Origin of the sequence: Clostridium lapidicellarium (assembly GCF_041224415.1) — a bacterium.
GTDB lineage: Bacteria > Bacillota > Clostridia > Clostridiales > Clostridiaceae > Clostridium_B > Clostridium_B lapidicellarium.
Genome location: NZ_JBGFFE010000007.1, coordinates 73738 through 93440, shown reverse-complemented (window position 1 = coordinate 93440; position 19703 = coordinate 73738). Strand labels below are relative to the sequence as shown.

29 protein-coding genes, 1 tRNA gene and 1 other annotated feature are annotated in these 19703 nt (G+C 33.0%); of the genes, 19 read left to right on the top strand and 11 right to left on the bottom strand.

The window, feature by feature from the left end; genetic code table 11:
• The first annotated feature begins 76 nt into the window (after positions 1–76).
• A complete protein-coding gene (locus AB8S09_RS07200; protein ID WP_294180055.1) occupies positions 77–451 on the top strand; it encodes a desulfoferrodoxin in 375 nt (124 codons plus the stop codon).
• A gap of 111 nt (positions 452–562) precedes the next feature.
• Positions 563–810, top strand: a binding site (T-box leader).
• Positions 811–864: 54 nt separating this feature from the next.
• Positions 865–1878 (top strand): tryptophan--tRNA ligase, encoded by a 1014-nt coding sequence (trpS, locus tag AB8S09_RS07195; protein ID WP_294180057.1) that lies wholly within the window; start codon positions 865–867, stop codon positions 1876–1878.
• Positions 1879–1944: 66 nt separating this feature from the next.
• Here the strand turns inward: trpS and AB8S09_RS07190 are convergent, their stop codons facing one another.
• The 3 genes from AB8S09_RS07190 to AB8S09_RS07180 all read right to left on the bottom strand — a co-directional run bounded on the left by AB8S09_RS07190 (position 1945) and on the right by AB8S09_RS07180 (position 4902).
• Positions 1945–3537 carry a peptide chain release factor 3 gene (locus AB8S09_RS07190; protein ID WP_294180060.1) on the bottom strand — a complete coding sequence of 531 codons (1593 nt, stop codon included), beginning with the start codon at positions 3535–3537 and terminating at the stop codon, positions 1945–1947.
• A gap of 91 nt (positions 3538–3628) precedes the next feature.
• Positions 3629–4615, bottom strand: a complete 987-nt coding sequence (locus AB8S09_RS07185; protein ID WP_294180061.1) for a phosphatase PAP2 family protein — start codon at positions 4613–4615, stop codon at positions 3629–3631.
• A 131-nt stretch (positions 4616–4746) separates the two neighbouring features.
• The gene (locus tag AB8S09_RS07180) at positions 4747–4902 is read right to left on the bottom strand and encodes a hypothetical protein (RefSeq protein ID WP_369868820.1); all 156 of its coding nucleotides are present in this window, start codon (positions 4900–4902) and stop codon (positions 4747–4749) included.
• A 154-nt stretch (positions 4903–5056) separates the two neighbouring features.
• On the opposite strand from AB8S09_RS07180, the gene AB8S09_RS07175 reads away from it, so the two are divergent.
• Positions 5057–5617, top strand: a complete 561-nt coding sequence (locus tag AB8S09_RS07175; protein ID WP_294180065.1) for an ECF transporter S component — start codon at positions 5057–5059, stop codon at positions 5615–5617.
• A 66-nt stretch (positions 5618–5683) separates the two neighbouring features.
• Here the strand turns inward: AB8S09_RS07175 and AB8S09_RS07170 are convergent, their stop codons facing one another.
• Positions 5684–5845 carry a zinc-ribbon domain-containing protein gene (locus tag AB8S09_RS07170; RefSeq protein ID WP_294180067.1) on the bottom strand — a complete coding sequence of 54 codons (162 nt, stop codon included), beginning with the start codon at positions 5843–5845 and terminating at the stop codon, positions 5684–5686.
• Between the two features lie 293 nt (positions 5846–6138).
• Between AB8S09_RS07170 and AB8S09_RS07165 the strand changes: the two genes are divergently transcribed.
• The 3 genes from AB8S09_RS07165 to tyrS all read left to right on the top strand — a co-directional run bounded on the left by AB8S09_RS07165 (position 6139) and on the right by tyrS (position 9224).
• A complete protein-coding gene (locus AB8S09_RS07165; RefSeq protein ID WP_294180069.1) occupies positions 6139–7287 on the top strand; it encodes an AlbA family DNA-binding domain-containing protein in 1149 nt (382 codons plus the stop codon).
• Between the two features lie 111 nt (positions 7288–7398).
• Entirely contained in the window at positions 7399–7809 is a 411-nt protein-coding gene (locus AB8S09_RS07160; RefSeq protein ID WP_294180071.1) for a hypothetical protein, read from the top strand.
• 194 nt (positions 7810–8003) lie between these two features.
• Positions 8004–9224 (top strand): tyrosine--tRNA ligase, encoded by a 1221-nt coding sequence (gene tyrS, locus AB8S09_RS07155; RefSeq protein ID WP_294180073.1) that lies wholly within the window; start codon positions 8004–8006, stop codon positions 9222–9224.
• 81 nt (positions 9225–9305) lie between these two features.
• Here tyrS and rimI read toward each other — a convergent pair whose 3' ends face one another.
• From rimI to AB8S09_RS07135, 4 genes are read right to left on the bottom strand one after another with little or no spacing between them, the layout of a single operon-like run.
• Positions 9306–9755: a ribosomal protein S18-alanine N-acetyltransferase gene (gene rimI / locus AB8S09_RS07150; RefSeq protein ID WP_369868819.1), complete on the bottom strand. Its 450-nt coding sequence runs from the start codon at positions 9753–9755 to the stop codon at positions 9306–9308.
• The gene (tsaB, locus tag AB8S09_RS07145) at positions 9748–10461 is read right to left on the bottom strand and encodes a tRNA (adenosine(37)-N6)-threonylcarbamoyltransferase complex dimerization subunit type 1 TsaB (protein ID WP_294180077.1); all 714 of its coding nucleotides are present in this window, start codon (positions 10459–10461) and stop codon (positions 9748–9750) included. The genes rimI and tsaB overlap by 8 nt, the downstream gene beginning before the upstream one ends.
• 4 nt (positions 10462–10465) lie before the next feature.
• The gene (gene tsaE, locus AB8S09_RS07140; RefSeq protein ID WP_294180079.1) at positions 10466–10921 is read right to left on the bottom strand and encodes a tRNA (adenosine(37)-N6)-threonylcarbamoyltransferase complex ATPase subunit type 1 TsaE; all 456 of its coding nucleotides are present in this window, start codon (positions 10919–10921) and stop codon (positions 10466–10468) included.
• Positions 10922–10941: 20 nt separating this feature from the next.
• Positions 10942–12213, bottom strand: a complete 1272-nt coding sequence (locus AB8S09_RS07135; RefSeq protein ID WP_369868818.1) for an HD-GYP domain-containing protein — start codon at positions 12211–12213, stop codon at positions 10942–10944.
• 187 nt (positions 12214–12400) lie between these two features.
• Here AB8S09_RS07135 and AB8S09_RS07130 point away from each other — a divergent pair, with 187 nt between their 5' ends.
• Together AB8S09_RS07130 and AB8S09_RS07125 are read left to right on the top strand one after the other, a co-directional pair.
• Positions 12401–13330, top strand: coding sequence for a metal ABC transporter substrate-binding protein (locus AB8S09_RS07130; RefSeq protein ID WP_369868817.1), 930 nt, complete (start codon positions 12401–12403; stop codon positions 13328–13330).
• Between the two features lie 46 nt (positions 13331–13376).
• Positions 13377–13452, top strand: a tRNA-Trp gene (locus AB8S09_RS07125).
• A 124-nt stretch (positions 13453–13576) separates the two neighbouring features.
• Here the strand turns inward: AB8S09_RS07125 and AB8S09_RS07120 are convergent.
• Both AB8S09_RS07120 and AB8S09_RS07115 read right to left on the bottom strand, forming a co-directional pair.
• Positions 13577–14842, bottom strand: a complete 1266-nt coding sequence (locus AB8S09_RS07120; RefSeq protein ID WP_369868816.1) for a tyrosine-type recombinase/integrase — start codon at positions 14840–14842, stop codon at positions 13577–13579.
• Positions 14843–14906: 64 nt separating this feature from the next.
• Positions 14907–15272 carry a helix-turn-helix domain-containing protein gene (locus tag AB8S09_RS07115; RefSeq protein ID WP_369868815.1) on the bottom strand — a complete coding sequence of 122 codons (366 nt, stop codon included), beginning with the start codon at positions 15270–15272 and terminating at the stop codon, positions 14907–14909.
• Between the two features lie 215 nt (positions 15273–15487).
• Here AB8S09_RS07115 and AB8S09_RS07110 point away from each other — a divergent pair, with 215 nt between their 5' ends.
• The 4 genes from AB8S09_RS07110 to AB8S09_RS07095 are packed head-to-tail and all read left to right on the top strand — an operon-like array spanning position 15488 to position 16919.
• The gene (locus tag AB8S09_RS07110; protein ID WP_369868814.1) at positions 15488–15709 is read left to right on the top strand and encodes a helix-turn-helix transcriptional regulator; all 222 of its coding nucleotides are present in this window, start codon (positions 15488–15490) and stop codon (positions 15707–15709) included.
• On the top strand, positions 15710–15967 hold the full coding sequence (locus AB8S09_RS07105; protein WP_369868813.1) for a DNA-binding protein: 258 nt from the start codon (positions 15710–15712) through the stop codon (positions 15965–15967).
• A gap of 14 nt (positions 15968–15981) precedes the next feature.
• Positions 15982–16707, top strand: a complete 726-nt coding sequence (locus AB8S09_RS07100) for an ORF6C domain-containing protein (protein ID WP_369868812.1) — start codon at positions 15982–15984, stop codon at positions 16705–16707.
• A gap of 14 nt (positions 16708–16721) precedes the next feature.
• On the top strand, positions 16722–16919 hold the full coding sequence (locus tag AB8S09_RS07095) for a hypothetical protein (protein ID WP_369868811.1): 198 nt from the start codon (positions 16722–16724) through the stop codon (positions 16917–16919).
• On the opposite strand, the gene AB8S09_RS07090 is transcribed toward AB8S09_RS07095, so the two are convergent.
• A complete protein-coding gene (locus tag AB8S09_RS07090; RefSeq protein ID WP_369868810.1) occupies positions 16916–17278 on the bottom strand; it encodes a DUF6173 family protein in 363 nt (120 codons plus the stop codon). The genes AB8S09_RS07095 and AB8S09_RS07090 overlap by 4 nt on opposite strands.
• A gap of 171 nt (positions 17279–17449) precedes the next feature.
• Between AB8S09_RS07090 and AB8S09_RS07085 the strand changes: the two genes are divergently transcribed.
• From AB8S09_RS07085 to AB8S09_RS07055, 7 genes are all read left to right on the top strand, one after another.
• On the top strand, positions 17450–17668 hold the full coding sequence (locus tag AB8S09_RS07085; RefSeq protein ID WP_369868809.1) for a hypothetical protein: 219 nt from the start codon (positions 17450–17452) through the stop codon (positions 17666–17668).
• On the top strand, positions 17665–18216 hold the full coding sequence (locus AB8S09_RS07080) for a sigma-70 family RNA polymerase sigma factor (protein WP_369868808.1): 552 nt from the start codon (positions 17665–17667) through the stop codon (positions 18214–18216). Before AB8S09_RS07085 ends, AB8S09_RS07080 begins: the two co-directional genes overlap by 4 nt.
• An 83-nt stretch (positions 18217–18299) precedes the next feature.
• On the top strand, positions 18300–18458 hold the full coding sequence (locus AB8S09_RS07075) for a hypothetical protein (protein WP_369868807.1): 159 nt from the start codon (positions 18300–18302) through the stop codon (positions 18456–18458).
• Entirely contained in the window at positions 18439–18651 is a 213-nt protein-coding gene (locus AB8S09_RS07070; protein ID WP_369868806.1) for a hypothetical protein, read from the top strand. The genes AB8S09_RS07075 and AB8S09_RS07070 overlap by 20 nt, the downstream gene beginning before the upstream one ends.
• A gap of 86 nt (positions 18652–18737) precedes the next feature.
• A complete protein-coding gene (locus AB8S09_RS07065) occupies positions 18738–18989 on the top strand; it encodes a hypothetical protein (RefSeq protein ID WP_369868805.1) in 252 nt (83 codons plus the stop codon).
• A gap of 2 nt (positions 18990–18991) precedes the next feature.
• Positions 18992–19174 carry a hypothetical protein gene (locus tag AB8S09_RS07060; protein WP_369868804.1) on the top strand — a complete coding sequence of 61 codons (183 nt, stop codon included), beginning with the start codon at positions 18992–18994 and terminating at the stop codon, positions 19172–19174.
• 2 nt (positions 19175–19176) lie between these two features.
• Positions 19177–19701, top strand: coding sequence for a host-nuclease inhibitor Gam family protein (locus AB8S09_RS07055; protein WP_369868803.1), 525 nt, complete (start codon positions 19177–19179; stop codon positions 19699–19701).
• The last annotated feature ends 2 nt before the right edge of the window (positions 19702–19703 follow it).

Sequence of the window (19703 nt, the reverse complement as noted above, 5' to 3'; positions counted from 1 at the left end):
TTTTTAGAAGGATTTTATAAACTTATAGAGAACTTATATTATATAATAAATAATATATTAATAGGGGGAATTGATCATGATAGAAGTCAAACAAGTCTATAAGTGCGAAGTATGCGGCAATATAGTAGAGGTTCTCAATAAAGGCGGCGGAACTTTAGTCTGTTGTGGCAAACCCATGAAATTGTTGGAAGAAAACAGTGTGGATGCTGCCCTTGAAAAGCATGTACCTGTAATTGAAAAAATAGATGGCGGAGTAAAAGTTAAAGTTGGTTCAGTTGAGCATCCAATGACACCGGAACATTATATTCAGTGGATTGAAGTTCATACTGAAAATAAGATCTATAGAAAGTACTTGAAACCGGGCGAAAAACCAGAAGCTACATTTAAATTAGATGAAAAAGTTGTAATGGCAAGAGAATATTGTAATTTGCACGGACTCTGGAAAAAATAATATTTTATTAAACCCTCCCTATCAGTTTTAGGGAGGATTTCTATAATAGAATCAAATTATTGTGGAAATTTTAGAATATTTGTAGTAGAATAGAGAATAATATATGAATATATAAATCCCTTGAAGGAAAGCAAGTAAATTTGAAAACAGATTTTAAGAGAGTTGTACATGTGGTGTAAGTACGATGATTATGTTCAGATTGAATGGGTTCCGGAGGAGTGAAATGAATTGATCTTTAGTAGTTTTAACCGCAGTTCTTGCGTTATGAGATAGGATATGCAATCCATTTTGAGAGGAAGATCGGAAAAATTTTTCGAACTTCTTGAATTTAGGTGGTACAGCGTTGAAGCGCCCTATGATTTTAATCACAGGGTGTTTTTTTATAAAATATGATAGTGAGGAAGGTAATAAATATGGAAGACAAGAAAAAAGTAGTATTTAGTGGAATTCAGCCTTCGGGGAATTTGACTATAGGGAATTATTTTGGGGCTTTAAAGAGCTGGGTAAAGCTCCAGTATAAATATGATTGCTATTTTTGTGTAGTGGATTTACATGCTATAACCGTAAGGCAGGAACCGAGAAACCTGAGAAGAAGAACTCTTGAGGTATTGGCTATATATCTGGCGGCAGGTATAGATCCGGAGAAAAATACTATATTCATTCAATCTCATGTTCCAACCCATAGTGAAGCGGCATGGCTTTTAAATTGTTTTACCTATGTGGGGGAACTTGAGAGAATGACCCAGTATAAAAGTAAGGCTAAAAAATACGGTAGTACGGCGGAGGGTGTAAGCGCAGGGCTCCTCAATTATCCTGTTCTTATGGCCGCGGATATATTGCTTTACAATGCTGATCTTGTTCCTGTGGGAAAGGATCAGACGCAGCACATTGAAATTGCAAGGGATATAGCTGAAAGATTTAACAATGCCTATAGCCCAACATTTACACTCCCCAAGGGGTATATACCGGAAGGTGGGGCAAAGATAATGGATCTCCAGGAACCTAGCAAAAAGATGTCCAAATCATCTACTAATCCGAACAGTTATGTACTTATCATGGATCCTCCTGAAGTAATAAAGAGAAAGATAAATAGATGTGTTACTGACAGTGTGGGTATAGTAAAATATACAGATGATCAACCTGGAGTAAAAAATCTTATAAATATACTTGCTGCAATTACAGGAATGAGTTATGGTGAAATAGAGACCAAATATGACGGCAAAGGATATGCTGAATTTAAAAATGATGTAGCAGATGCTTTGATAAAGGAACTTTCTCCGATACAGGACAGGGTAAATCAATTCCTCAATGACAAAAAATATCTGGAAAGTATATATAAGAGAGGTGCGGAAAAAGCGTGCTACGTATCCGGCAAAACTTTGAGAAAAATGCAGAAAAAGATGGGATTTATACCTGCGGCAAAATGAAGATTTGGATATAAATAAGGGATAAGTATAAATTTGTGTTTTACATTAATTTATACTTATCCTCTTTTATTCTGATTTTCCTATATCCGATAATTCAAGACCCTCATTGTGTTTCAAGGCCCAGTTGATATTCCATTCGCTTTCAAATATCAGTATGTTTCTTCCATTTAGATCTTTAACTTTTTTTGTATCACTTGTTAAAACCAGATCTTCTAAGGAAACTTTGGAATGTTCTATCCATCGTATAGCCCTATAGGGAAGAACTTCTATTTTTATATCCACATTATATTCATTTTTCATCCTGTATTGCAGTACTTCAAATTGAAGTAAGCCGACTACACCTATGATGATTTCCTCAATTCCTATATTCAATTCTTTAAATACCTGAATTGCACCTTCTTCGGAAATCTCTGTTATTCCCTTTATGAATTGTTTTCTCTTCATTGTGTCTATGGTTCTAACTCTGGCGAAATGTTCAGGTGCGAAAACAGGAATATTTTCAAATTTGAATTTCTTATCGGTGGAGCAGAGAGTATCCCCTATTCTGTAAATGCCCGGATCGAACACACCTATTATATCCCCGGCATAAGCTTCGTCTACTATTTCTCTGTTCTGAGCTAAAAATTGTTGGGGCTGTGAGAGCTTAACTTTGCTTTTTCCCTGCATATGGTATACTTCCATACCCTTTTTGAATTTTCCTGAACATATTCTCATAAATGCAATTCTATCTCTGTGGGATGGATTCATATTTGCCTGTATTTTAAATACAAAAGCCGAAAATTTGGGCTCAAAAGCATCTATTTCACCAATGTCAGATTTTCTGGGCAGCGGTGGTGTAGTCAAATTTAAAAATTCTTTTAAGAAAGGCTCTACTCCGAAATTTGTAAGGGCACTTCCAAAGAATACAGGAGTAAGCAGTCCCTTTCTAACTTCCTCCATATTGAATTTATCTCCTGCTATATCTAAAAGTTCTATGTCCTCCTGCAGCTTTTTGTGAAGGGATTCTCCCAGCAGATCCTTAAATGAAGCATCATCCACCGTTCCTTCTATAGATGTTGCCGCCGTCTGGCCGTGGTTGCCGCCGTTGAAAACTTCTATTAGATTTCTTTTTCTGTCATATACACCCTTGAAATATTTTCCGGATCCTATAGGCCAATTCATAGGATAGGATTTTATACCAAGTACATTTTCTATATCATCCATTAAATCAAAGGGATCTCTACTTTCCCTATCCATTTTGTTTATGAATGTGAATATGGGAATTCCCCTTAAACTGCATACCCTGAAAAGTTTTTTAGTCTGGGCTTCCACTCCCTTTGCAGCGTCAATAACCATTACAGCACTGTCTGCCGCCATTAAAGTCCTGTATGTATCTTCACTGAAGTCCTGATGGCCCGGTGTATCCAATATATTTATACAATAGTTGTCATAGTTGAACTGCATCACTGATGAAGTTACAGAAATCCCCCTTTTCTTTTCAATGTCCATCCAATCTGATACCGCATGTTTTGAGGCTTTCCTTGCTTTCACGGAACCTGCAAGCCTTATGGCACCTCCATATAGTAATAATTTTTCAGTGAGAGTTGTTTTACCAGCATCCGGATGAGATATTATGGCAAAAGTTCTTCTCTTTTCTATCTCTTTTTTTAAGTCTGACACTACCTTTTCTCTCCTATTCTCTCTATTAGTTTCATTACTGATTCTAACTTTATTATATATCAATGTCAACTTTGGATAAATAAAGATAGTATCAATTTTTCATAGTGTCCAAATAGTAATTATCTACATAAATAGTTTTTACATTTTTGTAATAAAATTTATCCAGTGGTTTTTGAATAAGCATTTTAAGCTTGTCCAATATAAAGTCTGACAGTTTTACAGCTATAATGGCCAAAATTATGCCTGCAGCTATATCCAGTACCCAGTGGATTTCAAGATATAAGGTAGAATATATTACACTTAAACAAAAAAATGACATGACAAACTTGAATATCTTATTTCTTTCCCTTAGTACCAACAAAAACATGGCAAAACATATAGACGTATGCATGGATGGGAAACAGTTCAGTGTAATTCCGGCAGCAGATCTGGAACTCAGGTGTCTGGCCAGTCCATCAGGTTGTCCAAGTACATACCACACTTCCTGAAGATGAAAAATAAGATAAAACGGAGATATTAAAAATATCTGTAAAACATGGGCAGACAATGCGTAACGAAGCATTTTCTTAAAGTCCATGATCAGTGCAGATCTGTATAATACCAGTAAAACTGGCAGCACGAATCCGTTGTTGTATACCATTCTAAAGAACCAAGTGAGAGTTTCTGATTTATATACTCTTGCAAAACTTCCATCATTGAAGGGTATGCTGCTGAAAACAGGGTTTAAATTTATTACAAAACCTTTTTTAATTTGCCATCTCAATATTCTTCCCCAGAATGCATACCCATGTTTATTTGCATAAAATATGAATATAAAAAAAATAATACACAATAATAAAAAGGGAACTAATTTGATATCATGTCTGATGTCTTCATATACGGTAAAACACACTAAGGCAAGCATAAATAAATATATTTTGCTGGTTAAGCTGATAGAAGTATAAGGAGCTATATGTAGAGCCTTGTGTAAAAAAAACAGACCTATAGGTACAAAATAATATTTTTTTAACAACTCTAAAAATGCTGAACCTATATATTTCAGCTTTCCCTGTATTTTCCTTTCTGCTAAATTTTGCATAAAATTATAACCTCCCTATGTACAAAATAAATTATATCATGAGTAAAACGGTAAGTATACAAAATATTTTTGTATAATTTGTTTTTTAATGTACATAGGGAAATTGTTGGAAATAATAAAAAAATGTAGATTCATGTATGTCTTCTTCCGGAAGTCAATAAATCCAATGTAAATATAAGCATGCAGATTAAAAGCAAAATATTTACAAATATTATTCCCGCTTTTAATATCAATCCTATTAAGAAGAATATAATCATGAGATTGCAGAGCCATTTGAAAAATATCATTGCTTCCTCCTCTTGAATCTATTGTTTAACAGTTTATTGTTCCCTTTAGGAGACAAAGTTATTAGGAAATGAAATTGTATCCATACATTTTGACTTTTCTCCAAATAAAAATATAATATTACTGACTTTATTATAAAAAAGGGGGTTATTATACATGGAACAGAAAAAGATAAGTATTAGTAATTTAAAAATCAAAGATATGGTTCAAGTGGCACTTATGGCAGCAGTAACTTATATTGCTACATCTGTAATAAATATACCTACAGGGGCCGTATTTAAAGGAGTTGTTCATCTTGGAGACAGCATGGTGCTTTTATCAGCGGTACTTTTGGGAAAGAAAAAAGGCTTTTTTTCAGCTGCTATAGGAATGGGGTTGTTTGATATACTTTCACCTTATGCAATCTGGGCGCCGTTTACTTTTTTTATAAAGGGCATTATGGCATGGATTGCAGCAGCAATTGCCTACAGGGGAGATTATAATGGTGAGAAGCTGTGGAATAATGCGATGGCATTTGCCGCAGCTTGTCTGTGGATGATATCGGCCTACTACATTGCCGGAGTTTTATTGATGCATTATGTAACCAACATAAATTTCCACCAGGCATTTGTATTGTCTGCAGCAGAAATTCCGGGAAATATTGCTCAAAGCATTGTTGGAATGGCTATAGCCCTTCCACTGGCAAAGGTTTTAAAAAAGGCCAATTTGGGGAAATAAGAACAAACTGTGTGATGTATCCAAGCTGCTTTAAGGATAAATAAAAGAGAGGAAAACCTCTCTTTTTTATCGTCTCATCCTGTTTCTCTCAGCTTTTCTCTTTTTTCTACATTCCGGACATCTTACAGGATCGTTTTCAAATCCTTTTTCCTTATAAAATTTCTGTTCACCTTCAGTGAATACAAATTCTTTTCCGCAGTCTTTACATACTATTGTCTTATCTGCCATTTAAACAAACCTCCTTAACCAGGACTAATTTTATTCTTGATAACCTACCTCCCAGGGTTAAGGAGAATATAGTACCTTGAAAAAATTTGACCTTATAAATATTGTAATTAGAGTAAAACTCTAGCTTCATTATAGCATATGAAAATAAAAAATCAATCTTTTGAAAAAATATTGATTCTTCAGATTTATCAATGTAATTTAAGTATATTCATCTAATTAAGTGATATTTGGAATTTTAACAATAGTAATATATAATAAAAAATAATAGCATATATTAAATTGAGGTTGTTTTTATGAATATAAAAAAATTTCTTAGTTTGTTGAAGAGATCAGAAGGGCCTAAATTGGATTTTAAACAGTGTATAAACATTGGAAATGACAGTGGGAGAAAGGAGTTGGCCAAAGATGTATGTGCTATAGCTAATTCTAGGGGAAGCAGGGGATACTTGATAATAGGAGTCGAAGATAAAAGCAAAAGAGTGGTTGGTGTTGATGAAATAGATTTTAGTGAAGAAAAAATACAACAGATAATTAGTTCTAGAATTGATCCGCCTATTCCAGTATCACTTGAGATTTTAAAATATAATGGTAAAAATGTAGCTGTTATAAATATATATAACAGCCCTCAAAGACCTTATCAGATGAGAGATAATGGAGCTTTTTATATAAGGAGGGGATCCACCAATGATACAATGCGCAAACAGGAAATAATTTCTGCATTCCAGGAAAATTTAACTATAGATGTAGAACTTTGTCCGATACCGCATAGTGACTTGAACTGTATAGACTATGGCATAGTAAACAATTATTTTTTGTCTCAGGGGATAGAAATCAATGAGGAAAATAAGATAGAACTCATGGAAAATGCTTCAATAATATATATGGATAAAGATTCCGGAAAATATATGGTCACTTTAGGTGGGTTGTTGGTATTTTCTAAAGTCAATAATATATGTATACCACACAATATGATAAAGATAATTAATAAAATTAATAAAAATTTTAAATCCGTCTTTATAATTCAGGGAGATTTGATTTCCATGATGAACAGATCAGAGAAGGTGGTTAGAAAAATTATAAACGTCAAGTCCTATCCCGTGGAGGCCATAAATAAGGGCGTAAGAGAAGCCATAGTTTATAGGGATTATTCAGATTTTTCCAGAGGTATAGAGGTTGTTATTGGATTTAACAGTATTATAATAACGAGTCCCGGTATATTGACAAACAGGAAGAATACAAATTTTTATAATTATTTAAATAGGAATATGTGGATATATGAAAAGATAATAGCTCTGGATACAAGGGAAAGATCCATGAATATTGCGTCCGGTTTTAACAGAATGCAAAAAAAATTTAAAAATAAGGGAAAAGTTAAATTTATAAATTCTATGAAAAATTATGATTTCAAAATAATTTATCCTGGTATCAAAAATTTTAAATAATAATACACGGTAATTTAAATTATTGTGTATTTACTGTTGAAAAAATATTCTGAACATTATATAATCTACTTATAAGGATAACACCTAAATATCAATTAAGGGGTGATAAAAATGATTCATGTGTTTTGCAGCGAAAGAGGTTCAGGAAAGACAAAAGAACTGATTAATTTGGCCAACGAAAAAGCAAGAATAGGAAGGGGGCATGTTGTGTATGTAGATGATGACAGGGGTCCGCTGTATCAGCTGAATAGGGAAATAAGATTTATAGCAACCAGTGATTTTAAATTAAAAAAGATGGAAACTTTTTATGGTTTTTTGTGCGGCATACTTTCAGGGGACTATGATATTGATACGATCTTTGTTGATGGATTGTTTAATATTATAGATGGGAACCTTGAAAATATGTCGCATTTGTTTTATGATATTGAAAAATTATCCGAGGAGTATAGAGTGAATTTTTATATTAGTATAAATGAAGAAAGAGAAAAAATACCTGAGTTTATTATGAAGTATGTGGCATAAGGCTGCTTATAATTGCGAAAATAATTGATTTTTTGATATAGTTAAGGTTGGAAAGGTTTCCAGCCTTAATATTTTACCTTTTATCATTGCAAAATTGTAATAAATGGGTAAAATATTGAAAAAAGTGAGTTTTAAATATATACTATAAGTTATAATTAAGAGGTTTTTTATTATTTGAAAGGTAGTGATTTTCATTGGATAATGTCTATGACATATTGTTAGAACGTGGTTACATAAAACAAACTACTCATGAGAAAGAGATAAGGGAGTTATTGGGAAAAGAAAAGATAACATTTTATATAGGATTTGATCCGACTGCAGACAGTCTTCATGTGGGACATTTTTTACAGATGATGGTCATGGCCCATATGCAGAGGGCAGGTCACAGACCAATAGCTCTGCTTGGCGGAGGCACAGGTATGGTAGGTGATCCGACGGGCAAAACCGATATGAGAAAAATGATGACTCCTGAGCAGATACAGCACAATATCGACTGCTTTAAAAATCAGATTTCAAAATTTATAGATTTGAAAGATGGGAAGGCCATTATAGAAAATAATGCCAATTGGCTTTTGGATTTGAATTATATAAAATTTTTAAGGGAAGTTGGAGTTCATTTTTCTGTAAATAAGATGCTTACAGCTGAATGTTTCAAGCAGAGACTTCAAAAGGGATTGTCTTTTCTCGAGTTCAACTATATGTTGATGCAGGCTTATGATTTTCTTGAATTGAACAGAAAATACAATTGTGTACTTCAGTTCGGCGGAGATGATCAATGGTCAAATATAATTGCAGGAGTGAATTTGATAAGGAGAAAAGAACATAAACCCGCTTATGGAATGACTTTTACGCTTTTAACCAAAAGCGACGGTAAAAAAATGGGAAAGACTGAAGGAGGAGCGCTGTGGCTGAATAAAGAAAAAACTTCCCCTTATGATTTTTATCAGTACTGGAGAAATGTGGATGACGCTGATGTGGAAAAATGTCTGGCACTTTTAACATTTATTCCTATGGAGAAAGTCAGAAGGCTTGGATCGCTTCCGGGTGAAAAGATAAATGAAGCTAAAAAGATACTGGCTTATGAAGTTACTAAACTTGTCCATGGAAAGGAGGAGGCTGAAAAAGCTGAAAAGGCCTCAGAAACATTGTTTGCAGGTGGAGAAGATATGGGCAGCGTTCCAACGGCAGAAATAACTAGAGATTATTTAGGATGTTCTATAGTGGAGCTTCTGGTTAAGCTGAATATATTGGCATCTAAGAGTGAAGTCAGAAGGCTTATAAGCCAAAACGGTTTGACGGTAAATGATAAAAAGGTGGAAGATCCTAAGCTTGTTGTTACGGAAGATGATTTTAAAAATGGGTATATGCTTGTGAGAAGAGGAAAAAAGAATTATAACAGAATTGAACTCAAATGATAAATGAAGGTAATTTTTGTCCAGGGCAGCAGTTTTTATCCTTACTGTTTTACCCTGGATAAATTTGATCTTGTTTGAAGTTTAAATATTATATTTCCACATTATTATGGCATCTTCCTTGTTGTCCGCATAATAAAATCTCCTTATACCCTCTTCAATAAATCCATATTTTTTATAGAGATTTTGTGCAATTATATTGGATTTTCTAACTTCCAGGGTCATGCTGTTTATAGATTTAATCCTGCATATTTCTATAAGTGCGTCCAAAAGTAAACTTCCAACACCTATCCCCCTGTATTCAGGATGAACCGCTATATTCGTTATATGCCCTTCGTCTAATATGTGCCACATACCTGCATACCCCATTAATATGTCGCATTTCTTGGCAACTACGTATTTAGCAATTATATTGTCTTCTATTTCCTTTTCAAGGGATTCCCTGGACCAGGGTGTAGAAAAACACATATTGTTTATTGCAATTATACCGTCAATATATTTCGCTTTTAGAGGACATATTTCTATATCAGTCATTTTTAGAGGACTCCAATTTTTTTTCATATTCTCTTTCTGCCTGGGATTTCCTCAAATAAAAAGGGGCAAATTCATAAAGGCTGTCCTGATGGCCGGAAATTAACAGTTTCAATCCCAATTCACCTAAAGAAGAGGCTTTTACCAGATTTAAATGTGTGGGTGCAAAATGGGCATTTCTTATTCCGGATTTTAATTTCTCCTTGAATTTAAGCATGGCATCTCCTATGAAATACACGGGCCTGCTGTAGCGGTTGAGCAGTCCAATTAAATTATCAATGGAAATTATCATGTATTTGCTCAATATATTTAAATTATCATTGTTGAAGTCGTAAAGTGCGGTATATACATTTCCCCTGAGGGCATCTAGAATAGGACATATAATGCCGGAAGTGCAGTATAAGTTGTAAGCTAAAGCATCAAGTGAAGATACTCCGATAAAGGGTTTCCCCGTACCTTGGCTCAATCCCTTGATCATGGCTGCTCCAATTCTGAGCCCTGTAAAAGAACCAGGCCCTTTGGAAACGACAAATCCATCTAGGGAGCTTATATCCGTATTTAACTCCTTTAAAAGCCTATCTATCATGGACATTAAAATTGTAGAATGTTGTTTTCTGTAATTAAAAGTAATTTCACCGAATAATTTATATTCATCCAGTACGGCACATGTTGCTGATTCGGTGGAAGAATCCAAACTTAAGATTTTCATATTTTTATTTTAGCTCCTTTATATAATTATATCTGTCACCATTATATTCTATTACTATTTTTCTGAAATCAGGACTTTTTTCAGGAATTTTATAGATATTTATCCATATGCATTCTTCCGGTATCAATTCTTTGATGTAATCGGCCCATTCTATGACGCTTACAGCATCACTGAAAATATATTCGTCAAAGCCTATAGCTGATATTTCATCTATATCATTCACCCTGTATACGTCAAAATGAAAGAGTTTTAATCTTCCCTGATATTCATTTACTATGGTAAATGTTGGACTTGTTATGGGTTCATTTATTTTAAGACCTGATGCAATGCCCTTGGTAAAGTAGGTTTTACCTGTACCCAGGTCACCTTTAAGACAGATTATGTCACCTGCATTCAATAGATTTCCCAGCTTTTTACCCAGAGCCACAGTGTCTTTCACATTTTTTGAAATATATTCCAATTAGTTCATCTCCCGATATATTATTTAAGTTCTGGTAATGGAGAACTGTGTATAACTTCCTTCAAATAACTTAATGCATTAGGACATATAAGATTTTGAAATACCATATTATCCATTATATCAAAGGCCCTTTTAGAAGGTAAGCCCTTCCGGTAAGGTCTATCCTCTGTAAGTGCCTGATATATGTCACATACTGCCATTATTCTGGATTCTTCGGAAAGATCAACTGCTTCCAAGCCCTGAGGATATCCTTTCCCGTTTAATTTTTCATGATGATTTGATGCCCATTCGCTTATATTTGGTATATCCTCTATTCTGTCTAGGATCACTTTGGTATAGTAGGCATGTGATTTTATTATATTGTATTCCTCATCTGTCAGAGAATCATTTTTATCCAGTATATATAAAGGTATGGCCAGTTTCCCTATATCATGAAGGAGACCTGCAATTTTCATCTCACGACATTTTTCCATGGAATATCCGATGTGCTTCGAAACTTTATATGCTAAATTTGCTATGCCCTTGGAGTGAGTTGCAGTAAATTTACTTTTGTTATCTATTATATTTGCAAATATAAGGGAGATATTCTCAAATTCATTTAAATTCATAAATTCATCAAGACCCGGGTGCATTTTATCCAGTATAAAGTTGGCAAAGGATATATTTTGAAGATTTAACCAGAACATATCGTGCTGTGCACTTTTTAAAAATGCATTTACTATTGTGTCGGAAAAAATTTTGTTACAGTTTTTTTTAACCCATTTTATAATGTTGCCTTTTTGCTGGAAGTTAGACAAATTTTCATTGTACAGTATTTCCACTAAATCCGCAATTCTTATTATCTGACTTTCTATAGGGATTTCATTTTTGGATAATTTCATGGGACCGGTGCCATTAAAGTTTTCATGATGATATAATATGATATGGGATAGATCTTTAAACATAGGAAAATGTTCTGTTATTCTGGCACCGATTTTACAGTGCTCTTTTATGAAGAGATTAGCAGAATGACTTTCAGAAAGGAAGTTTGCCGCTCCTATATCATGTAATAACGCGGATATGTAAATTCTGTTTTTACATTTCTGGTTTAGATTTAAGTGATTTGCAATTTCTAGTGCTATATATGTAGTCCGCTGAGAATGATGCATGAATTTATGATCGGAATAGTTGACGTTAGTTATATTTTCAATAATGGGTTCATTTCCCGGAAAATTATTATAATTGGAGCTTATCTGAGCTAAATCAAGAGCTATTGCCATGGCCCTTATTGTTTTATCAATACTAACTTTCATGGTTAAACCTCCATTTAGTGGTATATTAACTTAGTAACTATATATAATTTTATCACAATAAAATAATCTGATAAACATCTTGTGAAAGTAATTTGCAATGTTAGATCTCTTTATGTAAAATATATTTGTTATTATTTAATCTGTCCAGGTACTGCTGTTTTGAAATGTAGAGAGAAAGGTGAAAAACTTGAAAAGATTACTGTGCTTAATTATGCTTTTTTTTGTAGTGTTTTTTGTTTCATGCAGTTACAAAAATTATAATAATGCAGATGAAGGTATTGATAAATTGGCTGTGAGGAAAAACATGGAATTAAATATAGTAACTACCGATAAGCTTTTATACGGTATGGTAAAGTCCATAGTTAAAGACAGGCATGTGGTGGAATATATGTTCAACAATAGATCAGGCGAGGTAAATTTCAAATTTACGGAAGATAGTGTGGATAATATATCTAAGAAAGATCTCTTTTTCTATGTAGGAGCAGGTTTTGAACCCTGGATAGACGGTTTCGTAGACAAACTGGATAAAAATAGGGTTGGAGTAACCAATGTTTCTAGGGGGATACAACTTTTAAACTATAATAAAACTGTAAAATACAATGGTAAGATCTTAAAATATAACCCTTATTATTTTATGAATATTGATAATTATAGAATAATGCTTATGAATATAAAGAATGCTCTTCAGGACAAGGATCCGCAAAATAGGGATTTCTATGAAAAAAATTTTTCTGAGTCATTGAAAAATTTTGAAGATTACAGAAAAGATTTGAAATCCATAGATGATCAGCTAAGCAGCTACGATTTCATCATAGCTGAAGACCAGTTGAGTTATTTCGTAAAATACAACAATTTGAATACCCTGGAAATAAACCCCGGGGAAAATGGCAGTATAGTTCCTAAGGATCCAGTTGAAAAGCAAAATCTTGAACAGAGGTTGGGAAACAATAATATGATATTTTTATATAGTGATGAAACTGTCTTGAAAAACAATGCTGAATTGCTGAAAAATTATAATATAAAACCTGTAAAGATAGAAATATACAATGGGGATCTTACTTATGAGGAAACCTTAAAGTACAATATCAAGAATTTAGAAAATATTTACAAGAGGTAAAAAACTTGCAATTTACTATTTTATATTATATAATAATTATCGTCTTAGGGGTATAGCTCAATTGGTAGAGTAGCGGTCTCCAAAACCGTTGGTTGAGGGTTCGAAGCCTTCTACCCCTGCCATTTAAAAAGCCTGTGAATTCAACGGTTCACAGGCTCATATAATATAATTTTGTTTTTGTGATTTTAGTGTGTTGGTTGTCTTTTAGTTGTCTAATTTAAAACACATAATAAAATCACTATTTTTTTATAAATAATCGTTAGCTTTTGAAACTTCTTCTCTTTGCATTTTTGTACTAACGTGAGTATAAGTTTTTAATGTAAATGCAACATCGGCATGTCCAAGCCTTTCACTTATTACTTCTGCATTGACTTTGAGTTTACGAAGTAAAGTTGCATGAGTATGTCTTAAATCATGGAATCTTATTTGTGGTACGTTATGTTTCTTGAGCACCTCAGGAAAATGCTGTGCAACATAATGTGGATCCATAGGTCTCCCATCTTCCCAATGCAAAATATATCCATCTTTTCTTTCTTTTTTAGAATCCATATTAACAACTTTTCTATTTTTTTCTCTTTCTTCTCTTTTGAGTTGTTTTAGGAAGGTGTTTGTAGTATCAAGCAGAGTTACAATTCTTGAAGATTTTTTGGTCTTTGGCTTTTTTTCTTGAAGTCTCCCATCAATACGTTGCAATGTTTTGTTGACCGTAATTGTCTTTTCTATAGAATCATAATCATTCCAATGAAGAGCGCATAATTCACCTTCTCTCATCCCAGTGTGAACAGCTAAAAATATAATCGGATATAAAAATTCACCTTTTAAATCTTCAAGGTAATCGTGTATATCCTCCGGATCCCAATAATTCATTACAATTTCATCTGCAGGTGGAGGTGTAACTAAATCGCAAGGGTTTACATATATCAATTGCCATTTTTGAGCTTGTTTTAAAGCTTCATGAAACATTCTATGTGTTTTTATTATAGTATTATTAGATATCCCTTTTAATGGCTGTTTTTTTAACTTTTCTATTTTTAACTCTAAGTTCCTAGCTTCTTTAGAATCTCTTTTGGATTTACTATATGCATTTTGCAGCTCTAATATTTTTTGCTTTTTAAGATCTTCTTTTATAGTACCGTTCTTTAAATCTTCGTAAAATTTTTGGATTAGTAACGGATTAAGTTTTGTAAGTTTGTAGCCACCCAAACAATGAACAATGTCTCTACAGAAAAGTTTGTATCTTTTATAAGTAGAAGGCTGACAATGATTCTTTGGATAAGTTTCTAACCAATAATTCATATATTCTTTAATCGTCATTTTATCATTTGTTACAACTGTCCCCTTTTCTAACTGCGTTATGAATTTAGCCAATGCAGTTTCACACTCTTTTTGTTTTTTAAACCCCCTCTTTCTTTTGTATTTTTTCTTCCCGTTTTCATCTACACCCATATAGACCAAATAACCATATGTAACTGTTCCGTCTTTACGGGTGTATTTTCTTATAGTTCCTTTCATAAAAGCCCTTCTTTATAATTTATTTAAAACAACCCATAATTTAGATATGAGTTGGTTTTATTAATTATAATTCTATGTTATTTAGCATTTCTTTTAATTTATTTATAGTTTTTATCTTTTTATCTTTAGCCATTTTATTTAATTTAGTTTCTAATTCTGTTTGTATTTCATTAACTATTTGTGTAGTTTCACCTGGATTTTTTTCAATTGATTCACCTTTTAGATATTCAGGAGATACATTTAAAGCTTTTGCAATTTTATCTATAATTTCATCATTTGGTATTGTTCTACCACTTTCTATATCTCCTAGATAAGAACGAGATATCCCTAATTTTTTGGCTAGTTTTTGTTGTGTTATTTTTTCACCTAGTTCTAGGCTTTGTTCACTCCTTAGTTTCTTAATTTTTAACCCTAATAGTATAGTATTCATTTTTCTTCCCTTCATATTTTATTTTAAATTCATTATACGTTATTTACGTCATTTTGTCAATAAAAATAAATATTTAGAAGATAGATATAGCAAAGGAGACATATTTAAATATTTTACGTCATTTTGACGGTTAGGGCAGTTTGAATATACCGTCAAAATGACGTAAAATATAAACATAAACAAAGATAAAGATTTTAGACGTAAGGAGGGAGAGAATGAATGATCTATTGGATAACATTACCTGGAATAAGAAACTTGCAGTCCTTCGAGTTTTGAAAGGATGGACCCAAGTCGAAGCTGCTGAAAAATGTAATACTAACCAAAAAGTTTATTGGAATTGGGAAACAGGAAATGCATATCCAAGAAAAAACAGTAGAGCAGCTATAGCTAGGGCGTTTGAAACAACAGAAGATGAAATTTTTAAGGAGGTGAATTAAATGCTAAGTCCTAACCAATTTTCAAACAAAGTGGGGCTATCCTACGCACAAGTTTTATATATGTGCAAAAGCAATCAGATTGATGCAATAAGAACCAACAGAGGTCATTACAAAATTCCAGAAAAGGAAGTAGATAAATTTACCAAAAATGATGATTATGTTTCAAAGGAAAAATATGAGGCAGCAATTAGAGAAAATGAAAGATTAAGGACAGAACTTGGGCGATTAAAAAGGTTTGTTGATGATATAGCAGTTTAAGAAAGGAGATAGATATGAGTAATTTAGTAAAAATCAATAATCAAGATTTGCAAGTAAAAGAGTTTAAAGGACAAAGAGTTGTAACTTTGAAGGACATTGACATATTGCATGAAAGGCCAGAAGGAACAGCTGGAAGAAACTTTAGAGAAAATAGAAAATACTTTATTAAGGGAACAGATTACTTCCAACGAAATTCGTCGGAAGCCAAAAATGAATTTGATGTAATTGCTCCGAATGGTTTGATACTTATAACTGAATCAGGTTATTTAATGCTAGTGAAATCATTACAAGATAATCTAGCTTGGAAGGTTCAGAGAGAATTAGTGAATAACTATTTTAGAAATAAAGTAACTGACAATAGTATGGGAGCTTTAAAACTTATGCATGAACAAGTTGGAGCAGTTATATACAAGCTTGATAATCATGATACTAGGATACAAAAAATTGAGGACAACATGACAATAGACCATGCACAGCAGGAAAAGTTAAATAGATATGGTAGGGAAAGAGTAATAAAGGTTTTAGGTGGTAAAGATGCCCCAGCATATAAAGTATTGGGTAAAAAAGCTTTCCCGAGGTTCTGGAATAATTACAAGAGAGTTTTTGGAGTATCTTCCTATAAGGACACTGCAATAAAAGATATAGACAATGCTTATACGTTTATAGACAACTGGATACCTGATGAAGAATTTGGACTTGCAATACGTGGAGCCAACGCACAGATAAGTTTAGTTAGATAGGAGGGATAAGCAATATGAAGAAAAGCCTGGAAGAAAGAGTTGATATGTTAGAAAAACGAGTAGCTGCACTTGAAGAGCAAGTTCAAGCACAGCCGACAACAATTAATTTAAATATGCAGCTTCAAGATAGTTATTTTGTTGATTATTTATTACAATGTATTATTCATTACCAGAAAGAACTTTCGAAATCAGGGCATGTTGAATGGCATTAATCATCTTGAATAAACCCAACACGCCGAGGTTTACTATCAGAATTTTGTTTTTCTACAGCCATTATTAAAAAATTAAGTTGGGTTACATGTTGGATAAGTTCAGCATAATTATTACCAATATAACCACGGAAAAAAAGTATAGAAGGACCAGAATAACCAATTTGAGTTACATTCATAGTAACTGTTTGACCAAAACTCGCTAGTTTTAAAGCTATCTCATGATCATCGTCTAATTTTGATTCAAAGTTTTCTATGGACTTTTTAAGAATTTCAAATTGAGATTTAGCAAGTAATGGATTATGGATTTTAGGTATTTCAACTTTAGGATACGTGAATGGATTTATGGGGCTATTATCCATAGGTCATCACCACCTTTCAGTAAATTAGTTCTATAAGATAAGGGAAAATCCTTTAGAAAATAATGTAAGGAGGAAATACATTGAGTAATTTAATACCTGTAACATATAACAATGTTTAAAAATGGAGAATTTGTTGAAGCAGATTAAGTAAATATAACAGGAGGAATTTATATGGATACAAATTATGTATTTGATGTTACTCCAGATAAAGAAATTGTATATACAGAAGATAAACAGAAAGCAATATATACGCCTATAGAAGAATTAGAAATGGTTATAGCAGAGAGTTTTCCAGAATCTTATGTAGATCCAGAGAAGTATGCGAGAAAACTACATGATATGTATATGGCAGAATATGCAAATAAGTATAAGGAGGTTTTAAAGAGTTGATTAATGCAGAACAGTATATACCGTTAGTAAATAATTTAGCAGGCGGGATATATAAAAAATATAGACACAGATATGAATATGAAGATTTAATGCAGGTTGGATATGTTGGACTTATGAGAGCAATTAAAGCTTTTGATGAAAACAGAGGAACCAAATTTATTACTTTTGCTTGGGTTTATATAAAACGTGAAATTTTAAGATATATAAGAGATGATAGATGGTTTTTGGCTAGAAACATGAATGAAAGAATGTATAACGCCCAAATAGTAACTTCTCTTGATATTTGTGTAGGAGAAAAAAAAGATACTCCTATAGGTGACTTTATAAGTGTTGAAGATAGTATACCGGATTGGGATTTACAAAATGCTATACAGAGCTTGCCATGTGAATTAAGTAGCATTATAAGGCTTAAATATTTTTGCGGATATAGACAACAAGAAATAGGAAATAAGCTTGGCATGAGTCAGACTATGGTATCAAGGAAAGAGAAAAAGGCGCTAAATATACTCAAGGAGATGTTACAAAATGAGTGTGTATGTACTGCTTGAGTATGTAGATGAATGTAAAACAAGCTATATAAATCCCACATGGAAAGGACTATTTGAATTTAAGAAGTTATGGAGGGATTAACATGGCAAATATAGCTAAAGCCCGAGAAACCATGAAACTGGTTGGACAATTGGCTCCTAGTCTTAATGAAGATGAATTAAATTCTATATTAAAGGTGTTATATAGTGCCTTGGAAAGAATGGAGGGAGAGTGGAAAAGAAATGGACAGATGCACAAGTAAAAAGCTTGGTACAGTGGAATCTATATACTTTGGGTGTAATGGTCAACTTAGTGCCAAAGACATTATAAACAGGGCAGGACATTGGAAATTGAACAGTGATGGAGAACTCTATGACGAAGATATAGGAACAACTTATAAGGATATAGATATGCTTACACCGTTTGAAATGAAACAGTTTCTTAAAAATATATAAAAAGAAAGCCTTTAATTAAAAGGCAAATAAAAAATGTTACTTCCAGTATATACTAAACTGGAAAATAAATCAATGGAGGGTTTGAAATGAAACTGGAATATAGCAATAATGGCTGTCTTATAAGGAAGGCATATGGGCTTGATATAAAAGAAGTTGGACAAAAGGATTATGAAAGGTTTGGAGAGTTCTTACAAAAAAGAATGCCAGAGATGAAGGAGTTTGAAGATTATCCTGCCAAAGTTTCAGTTTCTATAGAAATTTTAGATAAAGAGAGAGTTGAAACAGAGGGCTATATCTTAGAAGAACCTCATCCAGAGGATATCGAAAGCGAGGAATAAATATGGATGATTTACCAGACACCTGTTACGACTATCGTTATGAACAACCAAATGCTAAAGTATTTTGTGAGTGTGATTGGTGCGGTGATCCTATATATGAGGGTGATGCTTACTATATATTTGAAGGAATGAATATTTGTACAGGGTGCATGACTGAATGTAGAAGAATAGCAGGGGAGGAATAATTATGGAAAATGGATTGATTAATGCAGAGTTACGGGAGATAGAAGGGCAGGAACAACAGGGCTTTATTGTGAATGACTTAGACCAGGCGAATTGGTGTTTTAGGAAGATAAGGGCTTTAAATGCTAAGATAGCTGAAACCAAGGCTTTTGCTGACAAGGAAAGAGAAAGAATAAATATCTGGGAGAAAGCAGAAACCAAAAACGCACAGGATTCTATTGCCTACTTTGAGAGCTTGCTAAGTGACTATTATATAAGATTAAAACATGTTGACCCCAAAGCTAAGGTAAGTACTCCATATGGCAAAATAAGCAGTAGAAAATCAGCCAAATGGAATTACAATAATGAAGATGAGCTGCTTTCCTATCTGAAAGAAAATGATTCGTCGCTTGTGAAAGTTAAGGAGAGTGTAGATAAAACTGAACTTAAGAAGAAATATAAAGATGGCATAGATGCAGAAACAGGTGAAGTACTTCCTGGAGTTTCAGTTTCCAAGGAAGAAACTATACAAATTAAACCAATAGAATAGAA